The 20,167-nt window shown below is 61.6% G+C and carries 18 protein-coding genes and 1 tRNA gene; 8 read left to right on the top strand and 11 right to left on the bottom strand.

What is annotated here, in order from left to right; all coding sequences use genetic code 11:
• Positions 1 to 42: 42 nt before the first annotated feature.
• Both AC3WL8_RS29585 and AC3WL8_RS29580 read left to right on the top strand, forming a co-directional pair.
• Positions 43 to 876 carry a hypothetical protein gene (locus AC3WL8_RS29585; RefSeq protein ID WP_492379418.1) on the top strand — a complete coding sequence of 278 codons (834 nt, stop codon included), beginning with the start codon at positions 43 to 45 and terminating at the stop codon, positions 874 to 876.
• Positions 873 to 3,122 carry a hypothetical protein gene (locus tag AC3WL8_RS29580; RefSeq protein ID WP_492379417.1) on the top strand — a complete coding sequence of 750 codons (2,250 nt, stop codon included), beginning with the start codon at positions 873 to 875 and terminating at the stop codon, positions 3,120 to 3,122. Before AC3WL8_RS29585 ends, AC3WL8_RS29580 begins: the two co-directional genes overlap by 4 nt.
• Before the next feature lie 837 nt (positions 3,123 to 3,959).
• Here the strand turns inward: AC3WL8_RS29580 and AC3WL8_RS29575 are convergent.
• The gene (locus AC3WL8_RS29575) at positions 3,960 to 5,315 is read right to left on the bottom strand and encodes an ATP-binding protein (protein WP_492379416.1); all 1,356 of its coding nucleotides are present in this window, start codon (positions 5,313 to 5,315) and stop codon (positions 3,960 to 3,962) included.
• Between the two features lie 158 nt (positions 5,316 to 5,473).
• On the opposite strand from AC3WL8_RS29575, the gene AC3WL8_RS29570 reads away from it, so the two are divergent.
• A complete protein-coding gene (locus AC3WL8_RS29570; protein WP_492379415.1) occupies positions 5,474 to 5,788 on the top strand; it encodes an H-NS histone family protein in 315 nt (104 codons plus the stop codon).
• 738 nt (positions 5,789 to 6,526) lie between these two features.
• Complete coding sequence (locus tag AC3WL8_RS29565) at positions 6,527 to 7,081, top strand: hypothetical protein (RefSeq protein WP_492379414.1); 555 nt, start codon at positions 6,527 to 6,529, stop codon at positions 7,079 to 7,081.
• A gap of 227 nt (positions 7,082 to 7,308) precedes the next feature.
• Here AC3WL8_RS29565 and AC3WL8_RS29560 read toward each other — a convergent pair whose 3' ends face one another.
• Positions 7,309 to 8,307 carry a site-specific integrase gene (locus AC3WL8_RS29560; RefSeq protein ID WP_492379413.1) on the bottom strand — a complete coding sequence of 333 codons (999 nt, stop codon included), beginning with the start codon at positions 8,305 to 8,307 and terminating at the stop codon, positions 7,309 to 7,311.
• Positions 8,308 to 8,445: 138 nt separating this feature from the next.
• A tRNA-Leu gene (locus AC3WL8_RS29555) sits at positions 8,446 to 8,532 on the bottom strand.
• A gap of 162 nt (positions 8,533 to 8,694) precedes the next feature.
• Here AC3WL8_RS29555 and AC3WL8_RS29550 point away from each other — a divergent pair.
• From AC3WL8_RS29550 to AC3WL8_RS29540, 3 genes are all read left to right on the top strand, one after another.
• On the top strand, positions 8,695 to 9,042 hold the full coding sequence (locus AC3WL8_RS29550; protein WP_013957348.1) for a hypothetical protein: 348 nt from the start codon (positions 8,695 to 8,697) through the stop codon (positions 9,040 to 9,042).
• A gap of 276 nt (positions 9,043 to 9,318) precedes the next feature.
• The gene (locus tag AC3WL8_RS29545) at positions 9,319 to 9,612 is read left to right on the top strand and encodes a hypothetical protein (protein ID WP_492379412.1); all 294 of its coding nucleotides are present in this window, start codon (positions 9,319 to 9,321) and stop codon (positions 9,610 to 9,612) included.
• A gap of 158 nt (positions 9,613 to 9,770) precedes the next feature.
• Complete coding sequence (locus AC3WL8_RS29540) at positions 9,771 to 10,178, top strand: heme-binding protein (protein WP_041228012.1); 408 nt, start codon at positions 9,771 to 9,773, stop codon at positions 10,176 to 10,178.
• Positions 10,179 to 10,452: 274 nt separating this feature from the next.
• Here the strand turns inward: AC3WL8_RS29540 and AC3WL8_RS29535 are convergent, their stop codons facing one another.
• From AC3WL8_RS29535 to AC3WL8_RS29520, 4 genes are all read right to left on the bottom strand, one after another.
• The gene (locus AC3WL8_RS29535; protein WP_211979955.1) at positions 10,453 to 10,782 is read right to left on the bottom strand and encodes a hemin uptake protein HemP; all 330 of its coding nucleotides are present in this window, start codon (positions 10,780 to 10,782) and stop codon (positions 10,453 to 10,455) included.
• A 240-nt stretch (positions 10,783 to 11,022) separates the two neighbouring features.
• Positions 11,023 to 11,436, bottom strand: a complete 414-nt coding sequence (locus AC3WL8_RS29530; RefSeq protein WP_013957344.1) for an ExbD/TolR family protein — start codon at positions 11,434 to 11,436, stop codon at positions 11,023 to 11,025.
• 21 nt (positions 11,437 to 11,457) lie between these two features.
• The gene (locus tag AC3WL8_RS29525) at positions 11,458 to 12,186 is read right to left on the bottom strand and encodes a MotA/TolQ/ExbB proton channel family protein (RefSeq protein ID WP_013957343.1); all 729 of its coding nucleotides are present in this window, start codon (positions 12,184 to 12,186) and stop codon (positions 11,458 to 11,460) included.
• A 62-nt stretch (positions 12,187 to 12,248) separates the two neighbouring features.
• Positions 12,249 to 12,908: an energy transducer TonB gene (locus tag AC3WL8_RS29520; RefSeq protein WP_013957342.1), complete on the bottom strand. Its 660-nt coding sequence runs from the start codon at positions 12,906 to 12,908 to the stop codon at positions 12,249 to 12,251.
• Between the two features lie 486 nt (positions 12,909 to 13,394).
• Here AC3WL8_RS29520 and AC3WL8_RS29515 point away from each other — a divergent pair, with 486 nt between their 5' ends.
• Positions 13,395 to 15,695 (top strand): AAA family ATPase, encoded by a 2,301-nt coding sequence (locus AC3WL8_RS29515; RefSeq protein WP_013957341.1) that lies wholly within the window; start codon positions 13,395 to 13,397, stop codon positions 15,693 to 15,695.
• 73 nt (positions 15,696 to 15,768) lie between these two features.
• Here the strand turns inward: AC3WL8_RS29515 and murI are convergent, their stop codons facing one another.
• The 4 genes from murI to AC3WL8_RS29495 form a co-directional block, all read right to left on the bottom strand.
• A complete protein-coding gene (gene murI / locus AC3WL8_RS29510) occupies positions 15,769 to 16,578 on the bottom strand; it encodes a glutamate racemase (RefSeq protein WP_211979954.1) in 810 nt (269 codons plus the stop codon).
• Positions 16,579 to 16,673: 95 nt separating this feature from the next.
• Positions 16,674 to 18,197, bottom strand: a complete 1,524-nt coding sequence (locus AC3WL8_RS29505; protein WP_010814713.1) for a fumarate hydratase — start codon at positions 18,195 to 18,197, stop codon at positions 16,674 to 16,676.
• A gap of 201 nt (positions 18,198 to 18,398) precedes the next feature.
• Entirely contained in the window at positions 18,399 to 18,944 is a 546-nt protein-coding gene (locus tag AC3WL8_RS29500) for a TIGR00645 family protein (protein ID WP_013957338.1), read from the bottom strand.
• 112 nt (positions 18,945 to 19,056) lie between these two features.
• Positions 19,057 to 20,016, bottom strand: a complete 960-nt coding sequence (locus AC3WL8_RS29495; RefSeq protein WP_013957337.1) for a DMT family transporter — start codon at positions 20,014 to 20,016, stop codon at positions 19,057 to 19,059.
• Positions 20,017 to 20,167 lie beyond the last annotated feature (151 nt).

Here is a 20,167-nt window from a genome sequence, read left to right as displayed (position 1 = left end):
TTGTTGTTTCGGTCATAAGGGCGTTTCTTTCGATATCGTCTCATGACCTCAACACACAAGAAATCTGACAGGCTCGGTAAGGCCGAGCCGCGCCACTATCTTCTGTATGCCTATCGTTCGACTGAGTTGGTTCAAACACGATTCATTGAGCAGTTTTTTAGACACCAGTGCGGCGTTCGCGTTCTTCCCTACTGTATCGACTCCAAAGGTTACCTGGAGCTAGTGGAAGTGTTTAAGGCCTGGAGTCCTGAGCTTGACGTTCGTGACCCTACCCTTTTGGACTTGCAGGCTCACATCGACAGATATGTTGCGACACCAACTGCAGTCAATCGGGAGTCGGCGGTACGTCTTGTGCAGAAGCGTCCCGAACTTGCGCCCTATTTCGTTAATTCCCTGAAAGACTTGGTCTGGTTCGACGAGCTTGACGTCGCCGGCTTCTTCAATGTTGCCCATAACCCGAAAGTGAAGGTGCTCGAAAGTGAGCGGGGCAATCTTTATCAGGCGGAGGGATGGCCCGCACTGCGTTACCTTGAGCACATTTCTGCGGCAATCAGTGGTGACCAAGCAAAGCGCACGGCCGAAATCGTTCGCAGCATCACCTCCGATTCGAAAGAGCGGGGATTGAACAACTGGAGAACCTGGTGGTCGTTGGCTACTATCTTCTCCCAGTTACCGCTTGACGCAATCACTGCGAATGACATTGATATGGCGCGGGCGTGGTTAGCAGAGGCCGTCGAGGCAAATGTAGTGGGGCAGGAACTGGGTGAAAAGCTGCTGAATCGCTTACTAGATAGTCCCGACCCTGTTCACGGCGAGATGGCGTTGGCTTTGGTTGACGCACTGACAATGTTGCGACGTTCGAAGGAGTCACTGTGAGCGACATGGCAGGAGTTCTAGATACCTATCATCTTGCAGAAGTTCTAAGGCCATCTGCAAGGAAGCTTGGGATGCGCTGCGGGACTGCTGCAGTTGTGATGCTCGCTCAGCGCTACATTGAGTGCGTCGGTACCCCCGATGAAGACCGGTTTTCGTATATCTGGCGCTCTGCAATTGAGGAGCACGAGCAGGACGCCAACAAGGACGAATTCCGGGCGGTGCTGGTTGATGCTCTACGTGATGCAGCTTTGGGGGCGACAAGCGCTAATGCTGAAGAGGCCGTCAGCACTGTGGACACCCTTCTGGGTTCGCCATACTCGACGCTGGTGCGCGTAGGCATCTTCGTCTGCGGCGAACGCTACGTAGATGTTCGCGCCGTTTTCTGGAAGCATGCTAAGCCAGAATGGTTCCTCAACCTTAGCTATTGGCACGAGCTCTTCTGGTTCATAAAAAAAACGTTCACCGAGTTCTCTGCGACCGAGAAATCCCAATTCCTACAATTTGTAGACAGTGTTAGAGGGGACTGGGCGGACCAGTCGCGCCAGGAGGAATGGGATGAGAGCAATCGTCGAGACATACTACACGCCGCCATCGGCCTGGGGGATTCGGAGCTTGACGCAAAGTACAAGGCTTTGGTCGCACGTTGGGGCCCAGTGCGCGACCATCCCGACTTTCATTCCTACACGTCAGGTGGATGGGTCGGCGACCGCAGTCCCGTGACGTCTGATGCATTGGTCGGAATGTCAGACAAAGCGCTGACACAATTTCTTGCTGACTTTGTGCCGGACCCCAGTGCGTGGGACGGGTCAACGTATCGCGGCCTCGCGGCAGCAATCACCGGCGCAGTACGGGCCAGTGAAGATGGATTTGCTAACCGAATCCATCTTTTTGCGGACCTAGCGCGCCCATACCAGCATGGTCTGCTAAGAGGACTGATAGAGCGTTGGTCAGACGACAAGCGAGAGATTGATTGGCTGTCGACGTTGGCGCTGGTTCATTCCATCGCGTCCTCTGCGTCGTTCAATAAGGATTTGGACAGCGACCGAAAAGAGGGATGGGAGCCATCGATACTTTGGGTCATAGGCGACATTGCCGACCTTCTTAAGGCGGGGTCCCGTCCCGAACGCCAGCTCCCGCCCGAGCTTTGTCGAGAGGCCTTCGAAGTTATCAAGCTTGTGCTCTCCGCTACGGCTCCACAAGAAGCGAAGGAATCAAGAGACGCCGTTTCGCGGGCGATGAATTCGCCGAGAGGCCGTACGCTAGAAGCGCTAATTCAGGTAGCCCTTGCACTGCGACGTCAGGAACTGGCCGATGGTCTGCTTCCCGAAACATGCTGGGCCGCAGTTTCTCCGCTTCTCGAGTCTGAGCTCACGACTAGTGAAGCCGGTCTGAACGCGGATTTTGCAACGCTATGCGGTTTGTACTGCGTGAACCTGCACTATCTGAATGCCGAATGGACGGAAGGCAACTTCGACCGGCTGTTCTCGTTGTCTAGCGATGTCGCTTGGAGATGTGCGGCCCAAGGGTTCTCATATCAGAGGTACCTTTACCGATGGCTATTCGAAAAGCTAGTTAGCGGCGGCCACTTGAGGAAAATGGTTTACACCGAAGGACTGCCGAACCAGGTAGCCGATAGAGCTTTGCAGTTCTTGGCGCTGGCGTATCTGGAGGGCCAGGAGGAAATCACAAGCGACGGTTTGCTTTGCGAACTCGTTGCTGAGCTTAAGGTCAAGGAGCTATCGCACCTATGCTGGTTCTTCTGGACCCTTAGGGAAAAAAACGGCTCTTCACCGCACGCGCCACGCATACTCAAATTCTGGAAGCATATCTCTGAGCGAGTCGCGCAAAGCGGTCGAGTAATACCAGAGCTTCAGTCGGCGCTCAGCCAACTTGCCGTATTCATCGACGACCTTAATATGCCTTTCGTTGATATGTGGGCGGAGGCAGCGCCTCATGTACAGCTAAAGCATCACGGACCGATTCTAATAGAGCGGCTGGCTGGACTCGCGAGCAAGTACCCAAAGGAGGTCGCGGTCATATTCCGTGCAGCTATCTCCGGCTTTCTACCCGACTACCAGAAGAAGGATGTAGTTCAGTGCGTAACCGAGTTGGCGCAGGCGGGCGAAATTGAAGACGCCGAGTGGATATGCAATGCCTATGCAGAACGCGGGTCCGGCTTGCTAAAGGAAACCTATGAAGCCTTGCGAGAGCAACGACGCGGGAGGAACGATGAACCTACAGACTAACGCTGCGAATCTTGCACTTGGGACGTTTTTAACCTGAGGGCAGGGAAGACCTGGTATCAGAGCGGTGCCCAAGTATTGGTACGGTTCTGGGGAACTTAAAAGCCGCTCTGCACCACCAGCAACCTGGCTAAGGTTTGCGCCTTCGCAAAACCTTTGCTACAGCCGCCGCAACTTCGCTTGCTCGGTGTTCATTAAGCGCCCCAATGGCACCCACTAGCATAGAAAGCCTTCCTCCGCGCGTGGTCAGCCGCTCGAACAGCGCTCGCTGTTCGATTCTATAGAGGGCGTTAAGGTTTACTCCTCGGATAGTCCTGATACCTTTGGGAGAATTCCCGACGAACACCCACCCTTTTTCAATTTTGATGTGCAAAGAATACTTGTCGACATGCGGATGGACCCAGCGATAGTCTCCAGAGTTCAGGGGGAGTGACGAGTTAGCCACAGGATTGGTCGCGAGCGTGCGGCAGCGAAGGTTTTGGGGTGCAGCGCCGGGACGTTTCGCCCGCTTCTTCATCGCTGCGACGAATCGCAGATTTGTAGCGTTCTTCTGCCCGTTGCACGTGCCACAACAAACTGAGAGATTGCCAATTGCAAAGGTGTACTCAGGATGCTCCGCCTTTTCAACGAAGTGTTCGATGTGGGTTGCGTAGTCGTCAAAGAGTACTCTCCGACAGAATGCGCATCTCCCCAACTGCGCATCTCGTAAGGCCTTCTTTATAGCTTCCTTAAAGCTATTTACTACTACGACATTGTCTGACCATAGGCGTCCCGCAAGGCTGGCGGCGCTCGTTCCGGCTGGGTAGGACGGGGTGGGGTCAATCCTCTCAAATCCAATGTTCATTGAGCAGTGCCCTCATCTAGCAGGGCATTGAGAATATCTACCATCGGGTCATCGGAGCGCAAAGTGGACCGGATGTTCGAAAGGGCTTCCGTCATCGCCAGAAAGTCCGGGTGTTCAAAGCCGTTTCTCTCAACGATAGAGACGGCGCGCTGAACAGTGTCAACTACGATGCGATTGCGACTCGAACCGACGCCGAACTGAGTTAGAAGTACTTCATCTGAAGATGCGCCAAAAGGCGCTCGCTCAACCACCGGAGCTTCGCCGGTCAAGTCGACTACTGTACTGCTCTCCAAAGCCGTACCGACAATTAATGGAGAATGGGTGCAAACTATAAGATGCCCGTGCCGAAGTGTCTCGTCGCAGAGCTCATACACCGTCTCCATGAACTCACGTTGCCACTGGGGATGGAGACTGTTTTCGGGCTCATCAAGCAGAACCACGGACATCTCGTTAATGCCGAAGCCCAATCCAAGAATGCTTGTGTACATGTGGTATTCGCCCGAGCTCAGGTCGTAAGCAGAGAATCTAGACGCGTTTGTGCTCGAGCGAACCTTAGCATCGAAAAGGCTCCAAAGGTCCAGTAACAGACCGAGTCGAATGGCTGCGTTGGAAGCGGAGTCGCATTGTGCACCGCTGACATTCCACCTCAACTGCCGCTTTTTTTTCCCCGAGCTGTTCAAAAGCTGTTGCAGCTCGTTGAACTCGTCGTAATGAAACTCATCCAGCAACCAGGTCGCTGTGGCAGGGGAGGTGTTCGGAAGACCATGCTTCGGGTTCGTGTGGAGAGGCGAAGGGTCCTGACTCGCTATCGCCTGAACACTGCCGAGTATGTCTTTCGGCAATCTCTCCTTGTTTCTCTTGTACCCGATTTCGAACTCTACGTCCGGCAGAATTCCAGCAAATCGATGTGCCTTCTCAAAGAACTTCCATTCGAATCGGTGAGCCTTCTCAAGCGCAAGAGCGAAGGTAAGTAGCGTTTCGAGAGGTCTCTTCTTGCTAAGCAGGTTTGTGCCAACACGCTGCCCTAGATAGGAGTACTGGGGTACGTCAAACTCAGAACTCCGACCTCCAGGCGTTTCCTTTGATGGGAAGCGGTCCGCAACTGACCCTGATGAACAGATGATGTGGTGTGGAAATGCGGGCTCGTCTCGCAGACGCAGTGAATCGGCGTTGCCGGGAACGGTAAGCGCACCGACCAGTGCCCGAAGCAACGTGCTTTTGTAAGAACCGTTTTGCCCCGTGACAACTGTGACTTCGAAGTTTCGAGAGGAATCTATTCTGGACGAAAGGAAATTCACTTCCCGTTCCTTCCCACTCCAGTCACGGAAATTCAAGGAATCGACTATGGTCATCTAAGCGTTCTCTTGCTGTGCCAGCGCGAAGGGCGGTGGCGAGGTCATTCCGAATTGATTGTTCGAGAGAATTATGCCATTCCCCGGCATCTGCGCGGAACGCTTGGCATGGAGAAGAATCACGCTATTATTACAATGCCCCCTCAACCGGAGAACGCATGGCAACGTACAAGCAACTGCTCGCCCAGAAGGACGCCCTGGAAGCCAAACTCGCGGAAATGCGAGCCTCCGAAATCGCAGGCGTCATCGAGAAAATCCGCGCCCTGATGAATGAGTATGGCCTGTCTGTGGACGACATCGTTGGTAAGCGTCGTCGTGGCCGGCCCGCTGGTAGCAGAGCGCCGAAGACTGCGAAGGAACCCCAGCCGCCCAAGTATCGCGACACGAGGACTGGCAAGACTTGGTCGGGCCGCGGCCGAGCACCGGCATGGCTCGGGAAGAATCCGAATCGGTTCCTCATCGCTGAAGAGTAGGGCGTCAATTGCTCCGGACGCCATGTCTAAAGCGACTCATACACGTTAGGCTCGAGGTAGAACTCTGATGGTCTCGCCTAAACGAGTAGATGCAGGGCGTCAGATTGCGGAGGCCGACTTTGAGAATGCGTTTCATCTCTTGCTTGGTCGGCTCGTCCATGCAATTGCCAGACTCGACTTCAATGTAGGCTTGCAGCTTCGCTATTGGGCACACGACGACGACTCTAGGATTCGTACGCTGCTAAAGCCGAGAACCCCAAAACTGGAAGAGCGACTGAGAGTCCTGGAGCAGCTGGTGGGCTCCGCTTGGTCGGGTGCACATGATGAGGGGCAAAAGCAACTGAGCGGCTGGTTTGAACGCGCCCACAAGGCTAGAGGATTCCGGAACGAGTACGCTCACGGCCGGTGGGGTGTGCCGGGAAAACACTTGCATGCCGAGTCTGGCCGGCTCTGCGACGCAACTTCGACAAGGCGTTCCTGGTTTTATTCCCGGAGTTGAAACGACGACCGGCGGCGTAGGGGGTGCGTGCGAGGCTGCGATTGATGGTCTAACACATCTTGCGCAAATACTTGGCCGAGGAGCAGGACGGCGCAGTGGAATTGGAGCTGCTGCAGGCGCAGGCGAAGAAGCCGCGGGTGTAGAGAATGTGGTGAGGACCGCTAAAGTAGGGCGTGCCGCTTGGCAAGCACACCGGAATGAACTGACAATGGGCACGGCATTACAAAAGCGTTCGACACATGCCTCTGTCTTCTACACAAATTGGTGCCATCGGGGAGAACCTGCTCGTCAATGCGGTCATGAAGGCGAGCGACGGCCGGCTTTCCCCATTTCAGCCGCTCGCGGATGACGACGGCATTGATGTCTTGTTCTTCGACAAGGAGAGCGGCAACGCTGTCGCCATCCAACTGAAGTGCCGGACCGTTACCCTGTACAAGCCAGGAACCAAGGAGCGTGGTAACTTGGCCCATTTCGAACTTAGGCAGACCACCTTCAATGAAGCTCGCCGGGCCTATCTAGTTGCTGCGCTATGTGACGAAGCCCTTTCGGGTTTCGAAGTGACGTGGTTCATCCCGATGTCCCAGATACCGGTTCTGGCGCGGGACATATCCGGGAAGTGGGTCATCCGGGCGAGCAAGGCGGCGAGCAGCGCGGACCGGTTCGCATCCTACCGCTGCGCGTCGGCAGAGGAGCTGGCGTGCCGCATCATCGCGACCTGCGAGGCGCATGCACCCGCCCCCATGCCGGCGCTTGCCAGCGAGGACAAAGTGCCGGAGTTAGGTCACGCAGAATGAGAGGCTTTGATTTGCGGGTCCCAGACGGAGCGGGTTCAGGTGCCACTGCTGTCCGACTAGAACTCCCAGTCGTCGCCAACCGGAGTGGGTCCGCGGCTTGGGCCGCAACTGGCGGAGTTCCTTCCTTTCAGATTCTTTGCACGGTCAGCCACGCGCCGCCCAATGACCTTCTCGCCGCCTGACTAACGCTGGGCGAAATTAGGTTAGGCGCGTGGCCTCCGTGCGACTTACGCTGTAGCCGCTTGTGTCTCGGCCTTGCGCCGGGCATCTACCAGTTCGTTGGCGGTGGGGTTGTAGTATCGCATCGCCATGGTGATGCTTTTCCATCCCAAGACCTTTGCGAGCGTTGTGGCCGGCATGTATGGGGCGACGCGCGATGCCGCCTCATGCCGCAAGTCGTGGAAGCGAAGATTCGCAATGCCGGCCTTCGCGCACGCGCGACGGAATTTTCTTCCCAGCGCTGCGCCGTCGCGGAAAGCGGTAACGCGGCCACCGTGGAGAGGGCGGGGAAGCACGAACAGCACGGCCTCGGCGGCTGCCGAGAGCGGGACCGCTAGGGCGTCGCCGTTCTTCGTTCTGTCCAGATAAATGACCTGGTCCCGCAAGTCGACCTGGTCCCACGTCAATTCTGCAATGCTGCTCTGCCGCATGCCAGTCTCAACAGCCAGGACAATGCAAAGCCGGAGTTCCGGGTCTGCCACTGCGAGCAGGCGCGCCTCTTCGTTGCCTTCCAGGCGCCGCGCACGGCCTCGGCTGGGCTGGGGCTTGCGCAGGAGGGTTATCGGGTTGTCGACCGCGATGGACCAATCCTTCCTGGCGGTGTTGAAGATTGCGGAGAGCAGGGCAAGGTCGAGTCGGACCGTGTCAGCGGACACGGCCTTGAGACGTTCGTCGCGAAACTTGGCGAAGTCAACACTGCGCAGGCTGGCGAGGGTTCGCAAAGCCATTGGGTGGCGAAGGAGTTGTTTGAGGCGCTTGACTTCCACCTTGCAGCTTCGCTTCGTGGGCGTCACTTCAAAGAGATAGCGCTCGAGCAGTTCCCGTAGCGTGGTGCGCTCGGCTTCGGAACGGTCAATGAAGACATCGCGTCGCATCTCCGCTTCCACATCGGCGGCCCAGGCCCTGGCTGCTGCCCTGGTCTCGAACGTCTTGGTTTGGCTCGGGTAGCCCTTGCGCCGCACGGTGGCCTGGAACTGGGAGGGGCCCCGCTGCTTGATGGTTGCCATGTTGCCTGTCCTTTCGTAGTGAAGAAATGACAGGCGCATAAGCGTGGTGGAGCGGAGCGGATTGCAGCAAAATTGCAGCAAAACGTCCGTATCGTACTAGGGAAGAGCGGCCACCCAGCTGTAACTCGTTGATTTTACTGGTGCGGCCGACGGGACTCGAACCCGTAAGCCTGGAAAGGCGGCAGATTTTAAGTCTGCTGAGTCTACCAATTTCTCCACGGCCGCACGGCAAGCCCGGTATTGTGGTGGCTCCGCATCCCGGATGCAAGCGCGAAAAATGTGACGCCACTGTTACGGCTGGTAACAATGTCGACCTCGCCGTTGCACCTGGAAAATTCCGAAGCCCTACAATACGGAGTAAGAGAAATCTCACTTTGAGAGGCGGATATGAAACGTTGGTGGCTCGCAGCATTCGGTGTCGCAGCCGGGCTTGCGTCCGGGGCAGCAATGGCCCATGTGAGCGTCGGCGTGGCAATTGGGGTGCCGGGCGTGGTGGTTGGCGCGCCGGCCTACTATCCGCCGGCCCCGGCTTACTATGCACCGCCGCCTGTCGTGGTGGCGCCTGCGCCGGTCTACTACGGCCCGCCCCCGGTGGTGGTACGCCCGCGTCCGGTCTACTACGGTCCTGGCTACTACGGCCCGCCGCGTTATTACGGCGGCCACCGCGGCTACTATGGCCCGCCGGGATACTATCGTGGCCATGGTCATGGTCACGGCCGTTGGCGCGACGACTGATCGTCGTTCGATCTACGCAAGCTTTTTGAAAGAGAAGGGGCCCTCCGGGGGCCCCTTCCTTTTTCCTGCCGCACTGCGACATGAGGCGCTGGAGCCAGTTCCCGGAAATTCGCCCCCTTGCTCAGAGTAGTCAAATTATTTGAACAGACTGCTCAAAGCATCGCCTCTATCGATGTAAGGGTTTCCCCCTAAACTGTTATCGTGACATCGTGATGACGGCGCCCCAAAGTGCTGCACGGTGCCTCCGCCAACCAAAGAATAGCAAGGGGAATATCCATGAAGATCACACAAGCCGTTGCTGCCGTCGCAGCGCTGGCCGCGCTGGGCGCGCTTTCCACCTCCGCATTTGCCTCCGTCGGCAAGGTCGATCCATACCTGGACGGCTCCAGGGTCGGCAAGACGGACCCATACACCGATGGTGCCAAGATAGGCAAGGTGGATCCGTTCACCGACGGTGCCCGCCTCGGCAAGCCCGATCCGTTCACCGATGGCGCGCGCATCGGCAAGCCCGATCCGTTTACCGACGGCGCACGCATGGGCAAGCCGGATCCGTTCACAGACGGCGCCTGAATCGCTGTTGTCCGTGCATGATGAATGGCCCGCTGAACGCGGGCCATTCTTGTTTTTGCCCGTGCCCCGGCGCACCGCAACGGGGCGCCTGTCATGACGATGGCCGGGGCGCGGCGCTATACTTCGGCCTCAACCAAATGAATGACCAGGAGAGTGGCATGCAGCAAAAGACGGTTCTGACGGCAGACGACGTGAAGAAGATCATGGCCGCAGCGGAAACCGAGGCGAAGAATCATCAATGGGCCGTGTCGATCGTCGTGGTGGACGATGGCGGCCATATGCTGGCGATGCAGCGCCTGGATGGTGCCGCTCCGATCTCGGCCTACATTGCCGGCGAGAAGGCCCGTACCTCGTCGCTGGGCCGTCGTGAGTCGAAGGTCTACGAAGACATGATCAACAACGGCCGCTACTCGTTCATGACGGCGCCGGTGCTGCAAGGCATGCTGGAGGGCGGCGTGCCCATCGTCTGCAACGATCAGGTGGTCGGTGCCGTGGGCGTGTCGGGCGTGAAGTCGACCGAAGACGCGCAGATCGCGCGTGCCGGCATCGCTGCACTGGGCCTGTAAAGCCCTTGCGCCGGCCACTGTGCCGGCACATGAAAATGCCCCGCAGGCATGGCCTGCGGGGCGGCATAAAAGAGGGCATGGCTGGGTACGGTCGGTCCGGCGTGGGGTCTGAATCCCGCCCGCGACACCAGTACCTGGCTACTGCCCCAACACCTCGTTCCGAGGTGGTCCCCACAAGAGTTTTTACTGCCACGTACGTGGCACCCGCGCCCAACGCGGGTCTCGATCGCTTCCCTCTGGCTTCAACCTTGCGGTATCGCGCCCCAGGGCCGCGTCATTTCGTCAGGATCAGCTTGCCGTAGCGCGTGACGCGCAGCGTGTAGACCTCGCCGTTGTGCAGGATCGGCAGGGTGCTGGCGCCGTGCATGATGGCGTCCAGGGCCACCGGCTCGCCGGCAGGTGCCGGCGACAGGCTGTCGCGCACCAGTGCCTCCAGCCGGGCGGGCAGGGCCGCTACCGCGGACTTCACGGATGCGATGGTCGACGGTGCTGCCTTCGCGCTGGCCTCGCGGCGCGGTTGCGCGGCGACCTCGACGCGGCGCAGCGACAGCCGGCGGCGGGTGACTTCACGCGGTTGCGACAGCGGCAGGGAAAGTGTGCTCATCTTCTGGCTCCGTTCTGCAAAAAGGGCGCGCCGGTCATGGCGCAGTCGATGGAAAGATATTAAATAAGAATCGTTATCATTACAATAGCTTCCGACTAAGATTCGCGGAACGACCATGAGCGGCGGGGAAGGGGCCGCGGCGACGACGCAGCGCAGGCTGGTCGCACGAATCGGCGGCATCAACGGCAAAGGGCACCCTGAGGTGCCCTTTGCCGTTCCGGAGCGCCTGGTGGCGCCCGCCTACTGCTTGGGTTCGGTGATAAAGCCGATCTTGCCCAGGCCGCCGTGCTGCGCGGCGGCCATGACCTCGGCCACGCGCTCGTAGCGCACCTCGCGGTCCGCGCGCAGGTGCAGCTCAGGCTGCGGCTGCTGCTGCGCGGCCAGCGCGATATTGCTTTCCAGCGTGGCCTGGTCCACTTCCACCTGGTTCCAGAAGACCTTGCCACTGGCGTCGATCGAGACGTTGATGCTCTGCGGCTTCGGGTCGTTCGGGGTGTTGGTGGCGCGCGGCAGGTCGATCTTCACCGCGTGGTTGATCACGGGGATGGTGATGATGAAGATAATCAGCAGCACCAGCATGACGTCGACCAGTGGCGTCATGTTGATCTCGCTCATCACCTCGTCGTCGTCGCTGTCGAGAGTACCGAATGCCATGATGACTTCCTTGCTAGCGGTTTAGCGCTGTGCCGCGGCCAGGCGCACGGTGCCGTCTTCGGTGCGGGCGCCGGTGGGGCGCACGCGCGCGCCGGTGACGAAGTAGGCGTGCAGGTCGTGGGCAAAGCGGTTGAGCTTCGAGATCACCGACTTGTTGCCGCGGGTAAGGGCGTTATAGCCCAGCACGGCGGGAATCGCCACGGCCAGGCCAAAGGCGGTCATGATCAGCGCCTCGCCCACGGGGCCGGCAACCTTGTCGATGGTCGGCACGCCCGAGGCGCCGATGCCGATCAGCGCGTGGTAGATGCCCCACACGGTGCCGAACAGGCCGACGAACGGTGCGGTCGAGCCCACCGAGGCCAGCACTGCCAGACCCGACTGCATGTGCGCCACCGAATCATCGATGGAGCTCTTGAGCGAACGGGTCAGCCAGTCGGAGATGTCCATCACGTCGTGCAGCTGCGGCTGGCTGGCGCGATGGTGCTGGGCGGCTTCCTTGCCGGCGATGGCCAGCGTGCGGAACGGGTTGGCATCGCTGGCGCCCAGGGTTTCGAGCGCGTGGTCGAAATCGTCCGAGTGCCAGAAGCGCTTTTCCGCGCCGTGCGCCATCTTCTTCAGGCGCACCAGATCCCACGCCTTGGTAAGGATCACGATCCATGAGGCGAGCGACATGATCAGCAGAATGATCGCGGTCGCACGCATGACGAAGTCGCCTTGCGTCCAGAGGTGGGAGAGTCCGAGGTCCTGCATGTGTTGGTTCCTGGTGAGTTCGCTTGGTTTAAGTCAGATCAGAGATCGGAAATCTGGGGCGGTCAGTTCAGTTCGAAGCCGATCGGCTGCTGGGCCGTGACGGCGACGGCGCGGCCGTTGTCCAGGTAAGGCTTGCAGCGCATGGACTGCACGGCTTCCACGGCGGCCTGGTCCAGGCGCGACGAACCGCTCGAGGATACGACGGAAGTCTTCACGACCTTGCCGCTTTCGTCGGTGGTCAGGCGCACCACGGCCTTGCCGGTCTCGCCCATGCGGCGTGACTGGGAAGGATACTTCGGTTGCGGCGGCGTGCACTGGATTTCGCCGATGCCGACTGCGCGCGGCGCGGCGGATACCGGTGCCGGGGCGGGCTCAGCGGCCGGTGCTGGGGGTGCCGGCGGCGCGGGCGGGGCCTCGGGCGCGTTCGGCGTCGGCGGCAGGCTGGCTACCGGCTGCGGGGTTGGCTTGGGCTGCGGCGGGGTGGGCTTGGGCGTGGTCACCCTCACCTGTTTGGGCGGGGTTTCCTGCTTGGGCTTGGGTTTGGGCGGCTCCGGCGGGGCTTCCTGCTTGGGAGGCTCCAGCGGGATGATGCGCGCGACGATTTCCGGCGAGATCACCGCCTCGGTCAGCTTGCGGCCCAGGCCGCTTTGGATCAGGTAGAGCAGGCCGACGTGGAACAGCAGTACGGCGAGCGTAATCTTGAGGAAGCGTTGGTCGAACATGTGTCAACAACAAAAGTCTGCCAGCGGTGGCACCGCAGCGGCGCTGTGCGCCGTCACTTGCGATAAAACAGGATTAGCGAGATGCCGCAACCGACCAGCAGGCTAAGCAGCAATTCCATGATAAACGCTCCTTCAACTGGGTTGCCGTGGGAGCGCCACTCTGGGGCAGCGTGTCAGCTGGCCAGTATAAACGATAATGATTCTTATTTGTTGTGATTTGTGCGTCGCAACTGGAATTTTCTGCCCCGGCACGTTATACCGGCAAGTCCAGGCAGCATTTCGGGAGGTGATGCAGTGGTGCACGCGCGCTGGCGCGCTCTGGCACTTGGCTGCGCTTCGGTGCCCCAGGCCACAATCGCCGGCGCCCGTTGCGCACGGGGATGCGCGGTTGGCACCAAAGCGCGCTAGCATAGGAAGAAACTGCAGACGTGGCGGTGCGCCGGTCGCGGCCCCGCCATCGCGCACAGCGCGCTCGGGGACCCGTCCATGGACTTCACACGTTTTGCTGAAGATGACCGATCGACGATTCTGCGCTCCATGCCTGGCACATCGTCCAGCTCAGCATTGGACTGGATGTGCGCCCAGTTTGCCCTGCGCGTGGTCTGCGCACTGGGCCCGCGCTTCAACCTGCGCAGCAATATCAACGATGTCCTGACCGTCAGCGCGCAGGAGATGGTTTGGCCGTACGGCGTGGTGCTGCGCGTGCAGCGCTTCCTGGCCGCGCGCTGCGCCGACATGCCCGCCTGGAAGGGCACCGCCCGCCTGACCCCTGAGGAATTCCTGGACCGCCACGGCCAGTGGAACAGTGCGTTCGATGAAAGCGCGCTGTTCTATTACCTGGACGAGTACGTCAAGCACCACGCCAAGGACATGTTCGCCGTGTTCGACGCGTCGGCCGCGGCCATCGCCCAGCGGCTGGAAGGCGAGCGCGTGCTGCTGGTGCGCAATATCGACATGCTCAGCCGTGTGCTGGACCTGCCCGAGCACGAGCGCAAGCTGCTGCTGTACGCGGCGCTGGCCAAGTACAAGCGCGACCTGCGCGCGGTGATGGTCGACTGCAAGGTGGCGCACAGCCAGGAAGCGTTCCAGATCCTGGCCGGGCTGACCGGCGCCGGCGCGGCCGACGTGGCCGCCTCGCTGCGGCCCGGCTCGCGGCTGGAGACGCTGAACCTGATCGAGCAGCCGCTGCCGGAAAACAGCGTGACCGACCTGGGCGACCTGATGCGGCTGTCCGATCGGCTGCTGCACGTGCTGCTGGGCAATTACGCCAATGAGGCCGAGATGATGGCGGTCTTCACCCGCCCGGCCGCGCCGCCCACGCTGACCACTGCCGACTATCCCCATGTCGAGACCGACGCGCGCTACCTGTGCGCGCTGCTGAGCAATGCCACGCGCCAGCACGCCAGCGGCGTCAACGTGCTGATCTATGGCCCGCCCGGTACCGGCAAGACTGAGTTTGCGCGGCTGCTCGCGCGCGAGGCGGGCTGCGAGCTGTACGAAGTCGATTGCCTGGACCGCGACGGCAACAGCCTGTCGGGCAAGGACCGCTACCGCTCGCTGCAGGTGTCGCAGGCCTTCCTGCGCGGGCGTGCCCATACCGCGCTGCTGTTCGATGAGGTGGAAGACGTCTTCCCCGGCAGCGCGCGCGAGCTGATGAGCCTGTTCGGCCAGGAAGACACGCGCGCCTCGGTGAACGGCAAGGCCTGGGTCAACCAGACGCTCGAGCAGAACCCGGTGCCGGTGATCTGGATCTCCAATTCGATCCGCCAGATCGACCCCGCTTACCTGCGCCGCTTCCAGTTCCACCTGGAGTTGAAGATTCCGCCGCCACTGGTGCGCGAGAACATCATCCGCAAGCACCTGGGCGGGCTGGATGTCAGCGACGCCTTTATCACCGGGCTGGCCGGGCGCAAGACGCTGACGCCGGCACAGGTGCAGTCGGCCGCGCGCTTCGTCGAGCTGGCGCGGCCCGACGTGGAAGAGCCGGTGGAAGCGCTGATCCTGCGCCAGCTGGAACACGCCGACCGCGCCATGGGGCTGCGCCCCGAGGCCGAGGCGCGGCCGGTGGTCACGCACTACCGGCTGGAAAACCTGCACCTGGAAACCCGCTACGAGGTGGTCAAGATCGTCGACGCGCTGCGCGTGCGCCAGCGCGGCACGCTGTGCTTCTACGGCCCGCCCGGCACCGGCAAGACCGCGCTGGCCGAGCATATCGCGGCCGAGCTGGACCTGCCGCTGATGATCCGCCGCGCCTCCGACCTGATGAGCAAATATGTGGGCGAGACCGAGCAGCAGATCGCCGCCATGTTTGCGCGCGCCGAAGAGGATGGGGCGGTGCTGCTGCTGGACGAGGCCGACAGCTTCATGCAGAGCCGCCAGCAGGCGGTGCGCAACTATGAGATCTCCGAGGTCAACGAGATGCTGCAGGGCATGGAGCGCTTCAACGGCATCTTTATCTGCACCACCAACCTGTTCGATCGCATCGACGAGGCCGCGCTGCGCCGCTTCTCGTTCAAGATCCGCTTCCTGGCCCTCAAGCCCGCGCAGCGCGTGGCGATGTTTGTCGACGAGGCGCTTGACGGCGACGCCGCCGGCCTGACCGACAGCATGCGCCGTGAGCTGGATATGATGGATTGCCTGACGCCGGGCGACTTCGCCACGGTCAAGCGCCAGTGCGTGCTGTTGGGCGAGGCGCTGACGCCGGATGAGTTCCTGGCACAGCTGCGCCAGGAACACGCGATCAAGCCCGAGGTGCGGGAGCACCGGCCACTGGGCTTCCTGCAGTAAGAACCCATTTCATAATGAAGAAGGGGACGCATGCGCCCCTTCTTCATTATGAAATGGGTTCTAAGGGCGCCGGTCAGAGCGCCGGCGCCGGCTCGATCACCACCGTTTCCGCATCCGCTTCCACCTGCAGCAGCGTGGCTGCCATCGCACGCAGGTGCGCGGCGTCCTTGGTGGAGGCAAAGCGGTCGTGAGGGGTGCCATCTGGCGCGGCGGCGAGCTTGTGTTCGGCCAGCTTGCGCGCCAGCTGGCGCGCAATGGCGCTGCCGGTGTCGACCAGTGCCAGCTGGTCGCCAACCATCGCCCGGATCGTGCGGGAGAGAAAAGGGTAGTGGGTGCAGCCCAGCACCAGCGTGTCGGCGCCGGCCTCCAGCATGGGCGTCAGGTAGGCGTCCAGGCGCTGGCGCACGGCCGGGCCGTCGGTCTCGCCTTGCTCGATCAGCGACACCAGTCCCAGGCCCGCCTCGCACAGGAAGTGGCTTTCGCCTTCCAGCGATGCCAGCAGCCGTGCGAACTTGGCGCTCTTGAGCGTATTGGCGGTGGCCAGCACGCCTACGACCTTGCTGCGGCTGGCCGCGGCGGCGGGCTTCAGGCCCGGCTCGACGCCGATGATCGGCACCGTCAGCCGCTCGCGCAGCGCCTGCACCGCATGCATGGTGGCGGTATTGCAGGCGATCACCAGCGCCTTGCAACCCTGGCCGAGCAGCCATTCGCAGGCCTGCAGCGTGCGCGCCTCGACAAAGGCCTCGGGCTTCTCGCCATAGGGCGCGTATTTTGAATCCGCCAGGTACAGCAGCGATTCATGGGGCAGCAGCGCGCGGATCTCGCGCAGCACGGACAGGCCGCCGAGGCCGGAATCGAAGACGCCGATGGGTGCGGGGTTCACGGGAGGGGAGGGCAACAGAAAATTGGGCAGAAAAAAGCCGGGTCGGAACCCGGCTTTCTTCGAGCGCGACGGCAGATTCTACCGCGTTGCCTTGCTTACAGCGCAGCGACCGGGATCTTGCCGATCTTGGCTTGCCATTCGGCCGGGCCAGTCTTGTGCACCGAGGTGCCTTCGCTGTCCACCGCAACCGTCACCGGCATGTCCTTGACGTCGAACTCGTAGATCGCTTCCATGCCGAGGTCTTCGAAGCCGACCACCTTGGCCTCCTTGATCGCCTTGGCCACCAGGTAGGCGGCGCCGCCCACGGCCATCAGGTAGGCCGACTTGTGCTTCTTGATGGCCTCGATCGCCACCGGGCCGCGCTCGGCCTTGCCGATCATCGAGATCAGGCCGGTTTCGGCCAGCATCATCTCGGTGAACTTGTCCATGCGCGTGGCGGTGGTGGGGCCGGCCGGGCCAACGGCCTCGTCGCGCACCGGATCGACCGGGCCGACGTAGTAGATCACGCGGTTCTTGAAGTCCACCGGCAGCTTCTCGCCCTTGGCCAGCATGTCGGCGATGCGCTTGTGCGCGGCGTCGCGGCCGGTCAGCATCTTGCCGTTGAGCAGCAGGGTCTGGCCCGGCTTCCACGAGGCGACTTCTTCCGGCGTCAGCGTGTTCAGGTCGACGCGCTTGGAGGTCTCGGTGTTCGGTGCCCACTCGACCTTCGGCCATTGCGACAGGTCAGGCGCTTCCAGCTTGGCCGGGCCGCTGCCGTCCAGCGTGAAGTGCACGTGGCGGGTGGCGGCGCAGTTGGGGATCATCGCGACCGGTTTGGACGCGGCGTGCGTCGGGCAGGCCATGATCTTGACGTCCAGCACGGTGGCCAGGCCGCCCAGGCCCTGCGCGCCGATGCCGAGCGCGTTGACCTTCTCGTACAGCTCGACGCGCAGTTCCTCGACCCAGTCCTTCGGGCCGCGGGCGATGATGTCCTGGATGTCGATGGACTCCATCAGCGATTCCTTGGCCATCACCATGGCCTTCTCGGCGGTGCCGCCGATGCCGATGCCCAGCATGCCCGGCGGGCACCAGCCGGCGCCCATGGTCGGCACGGTCTTCAGCACCCAGTCGACGATCGAGTCCGACGGGTTCAGCATCACGAACTTGGACTTGTTCTCCGAGCCGCCGCCCTTGGCCGCGACCTGGATGTCGACGGTGTTGCCCGGCACCACTTCGTAGTGGATCACCGCCGGGGTGTTGTCCTTGGTGTTCTTGCGGCCGCCTTCGGGCGGGCTGACGATCGACGCGCGCAGCACGTTGTCGGGGTGCGTGTAGCCGCGGCGCACACCCTCGTTGATCATGTCGGTCAGGCCCATGGTGGCGCCGTCCCAGCGCACGTCCATCCCCACCTTGACGAAGATCGTGACGATGCCGGTGTCCTGGCAGATCGGGCGCTTGCCCTCGGCGCACATGCGGCTGTTGGTCAGGATCTGCGCGATCGCGTCCTTGGCCGCCGGGCTCTGCTCCAGCTCATAGGCGCGGCCCAGGCTGGTGATGTAGTCCATCGGGTGGTAGTAGCTGATGTACTGCAGGGAGTCGGCGACGCTCTGGATGAGGTCTTCTTGCTTGATGACAGTCATTTTGTGGGGGTGGGCAGCGGTGAAACACAGCCGCAAATCATACACTGAGCCGCGGCGGTCTGCCCGGCTGCATACATCCGTCCACAGCCGATAATGTGCGGCAAGCGCCGCTAGTTGCGTGGGGGCGGGCCCAAAAGCAAAAACCGCGGCACATGGCCGCGGTCTGGCTGGGACTAGGTGTCCGATGGCGCGTTAATGTGATTAATGCTTATCATGTGCGCCGACCGGATGTGTCACCATCCGATCCACCCAGGCCATGGCGACCGCCGACAGCAGGAAGGCAATATGGATGGCCACCTGCCACATGATGGTATGCGTCGTGCGCTGCTCGGCATCGATGAAGGTCTTGAGCAGGTGGATCGACGAAATCCCGATCAGCGCCATCGACAGCTTGACCTTGAGCACGCCGGCGTTGACGTGGTCCAGCCATTCCGGCTCGTCCGGGTGGTTGTCGATGCCCAGCCGCGAGACGAAGGTCTCATAGCCGCCCACGATCACCATGATCAGCAGGTTGGAAATCATCACCACGTCGATCAGGCCCAGCACCACCAGCATGATCTTGCTCTCGTCGAACTCGGTCACATGCGCCAGCAGGTGCCAGACTTCAACCAGGAAGTGGTAGACATAGACGCCCTGGGCAACGATCAGGCCCAGGTAAAGCGGCAACTGCAGCCAGCGCGACGCGAAGATGATGCTCGGGATCGGCCGCAGGGTCTGCGGCTTGGCGGTGATGGGATTGGAGGCCATTGGCGGGCGGTGTCGGCGAGTTGAAAATCGGCGTGGATTGTACCAAGCGCCGATGACTGGGCGGCGTTACCGACCGTAGCCGAATACCGTTACCGTTCGTCGCCGGCGTGGCTCAACCCGCGGCGCCAGGATCGGCGCCGGCCGCCTTGCCGCGCCACGCGCCGCGCGCGATCCGCCCCGGCCAGCTGGCCAGCACGATCCCGGCCAGCACGCACGCCAGCGCCACCCCATGGGGCCAGCCCGGCTGCTCGCCCAGGAAGACGATGCCGTAGGTGGCAGCCGCCACCGGCAGCACCGAGGTGAACACCCCCGCCAGCTGCGCCGGCACATGGCGGATGCCCTTCATCCACAGCCAGAACGAGAACACGCTGGCTGAGAGCGCATACCACAGCAGCATCAGCCAGGTCTGCGCCGGCACCGTGGCGGCATCGAAGCTCAGCAGCGGGACCAGCCCCAGCGGCAGCATCAGCAGCCCGCCGATCAGGTGCGTGTAGGCGCAGATCTCGATCGCGGCCAGGGTCTGCGTGAGCCGGCGCGACAGGATTACGTAGATCGACTCGCATACCACCGCGCCCAGGATCATCAGGTTGCCCAGCCATGCCTGGCTGCCGCTGCCGGCACCGTGCGCATCGCCCCGGGCGATGTTCAGCACCGCGATGCCGGTCATCGCCAGCAGCACCGACGCCACCGTGCGCCGCGACAGCCGCTCGCGCAGCAGCAGCCACGACAGGATCGCCACCGTGGCGGGAATGGTGCTGGTGATCACGCCGGCAGCCATGGCGCTGGTCAGCCGCACGCCATTGAGCATTAGCAGCGTAAACAGGAAGGTGCCGAAGAACGCCTGCAGGAACAGGTTCAGCCATTCCCTGCGCGAGACCAGGCGCATGCGCGCGGGCCGGTACCACGGCGCCAGGCAGACGATGGCGATGATAAAGCGCAGCAGCGCGAACAGCAGCACCGGCACATGCGCGATGATCGATTTGCCGAGTCCGACATTGCTGCCGACCAGCGCCATCGAGGCGATCAGGAAGAGGGCGTAGACCGGGGAGAATGCTGAAGGATTGGCGGGCACGGGTACGGCCTTGGTCGTCCGGCAGGGCGCCGCGGCGCTTTGGCGCGGCAGATGCTGAGCCGGCGGGAGCGGCAAGGGTAAGCGCCGCATTCAGGTATGGAACTCGCGGCATTATAGCTGTGCTAGCCTAATGGAGAAGGCTGCACTTTCG

Source organism: Cupriavidus sp. FW305-F7 (genome assembly GCF_058782875.1).
The sequence above is the reverse complement of the archived record's forward strand: the minus strand, read 5'-3'. Positions and strand labels throughout refer to the sequence as shown.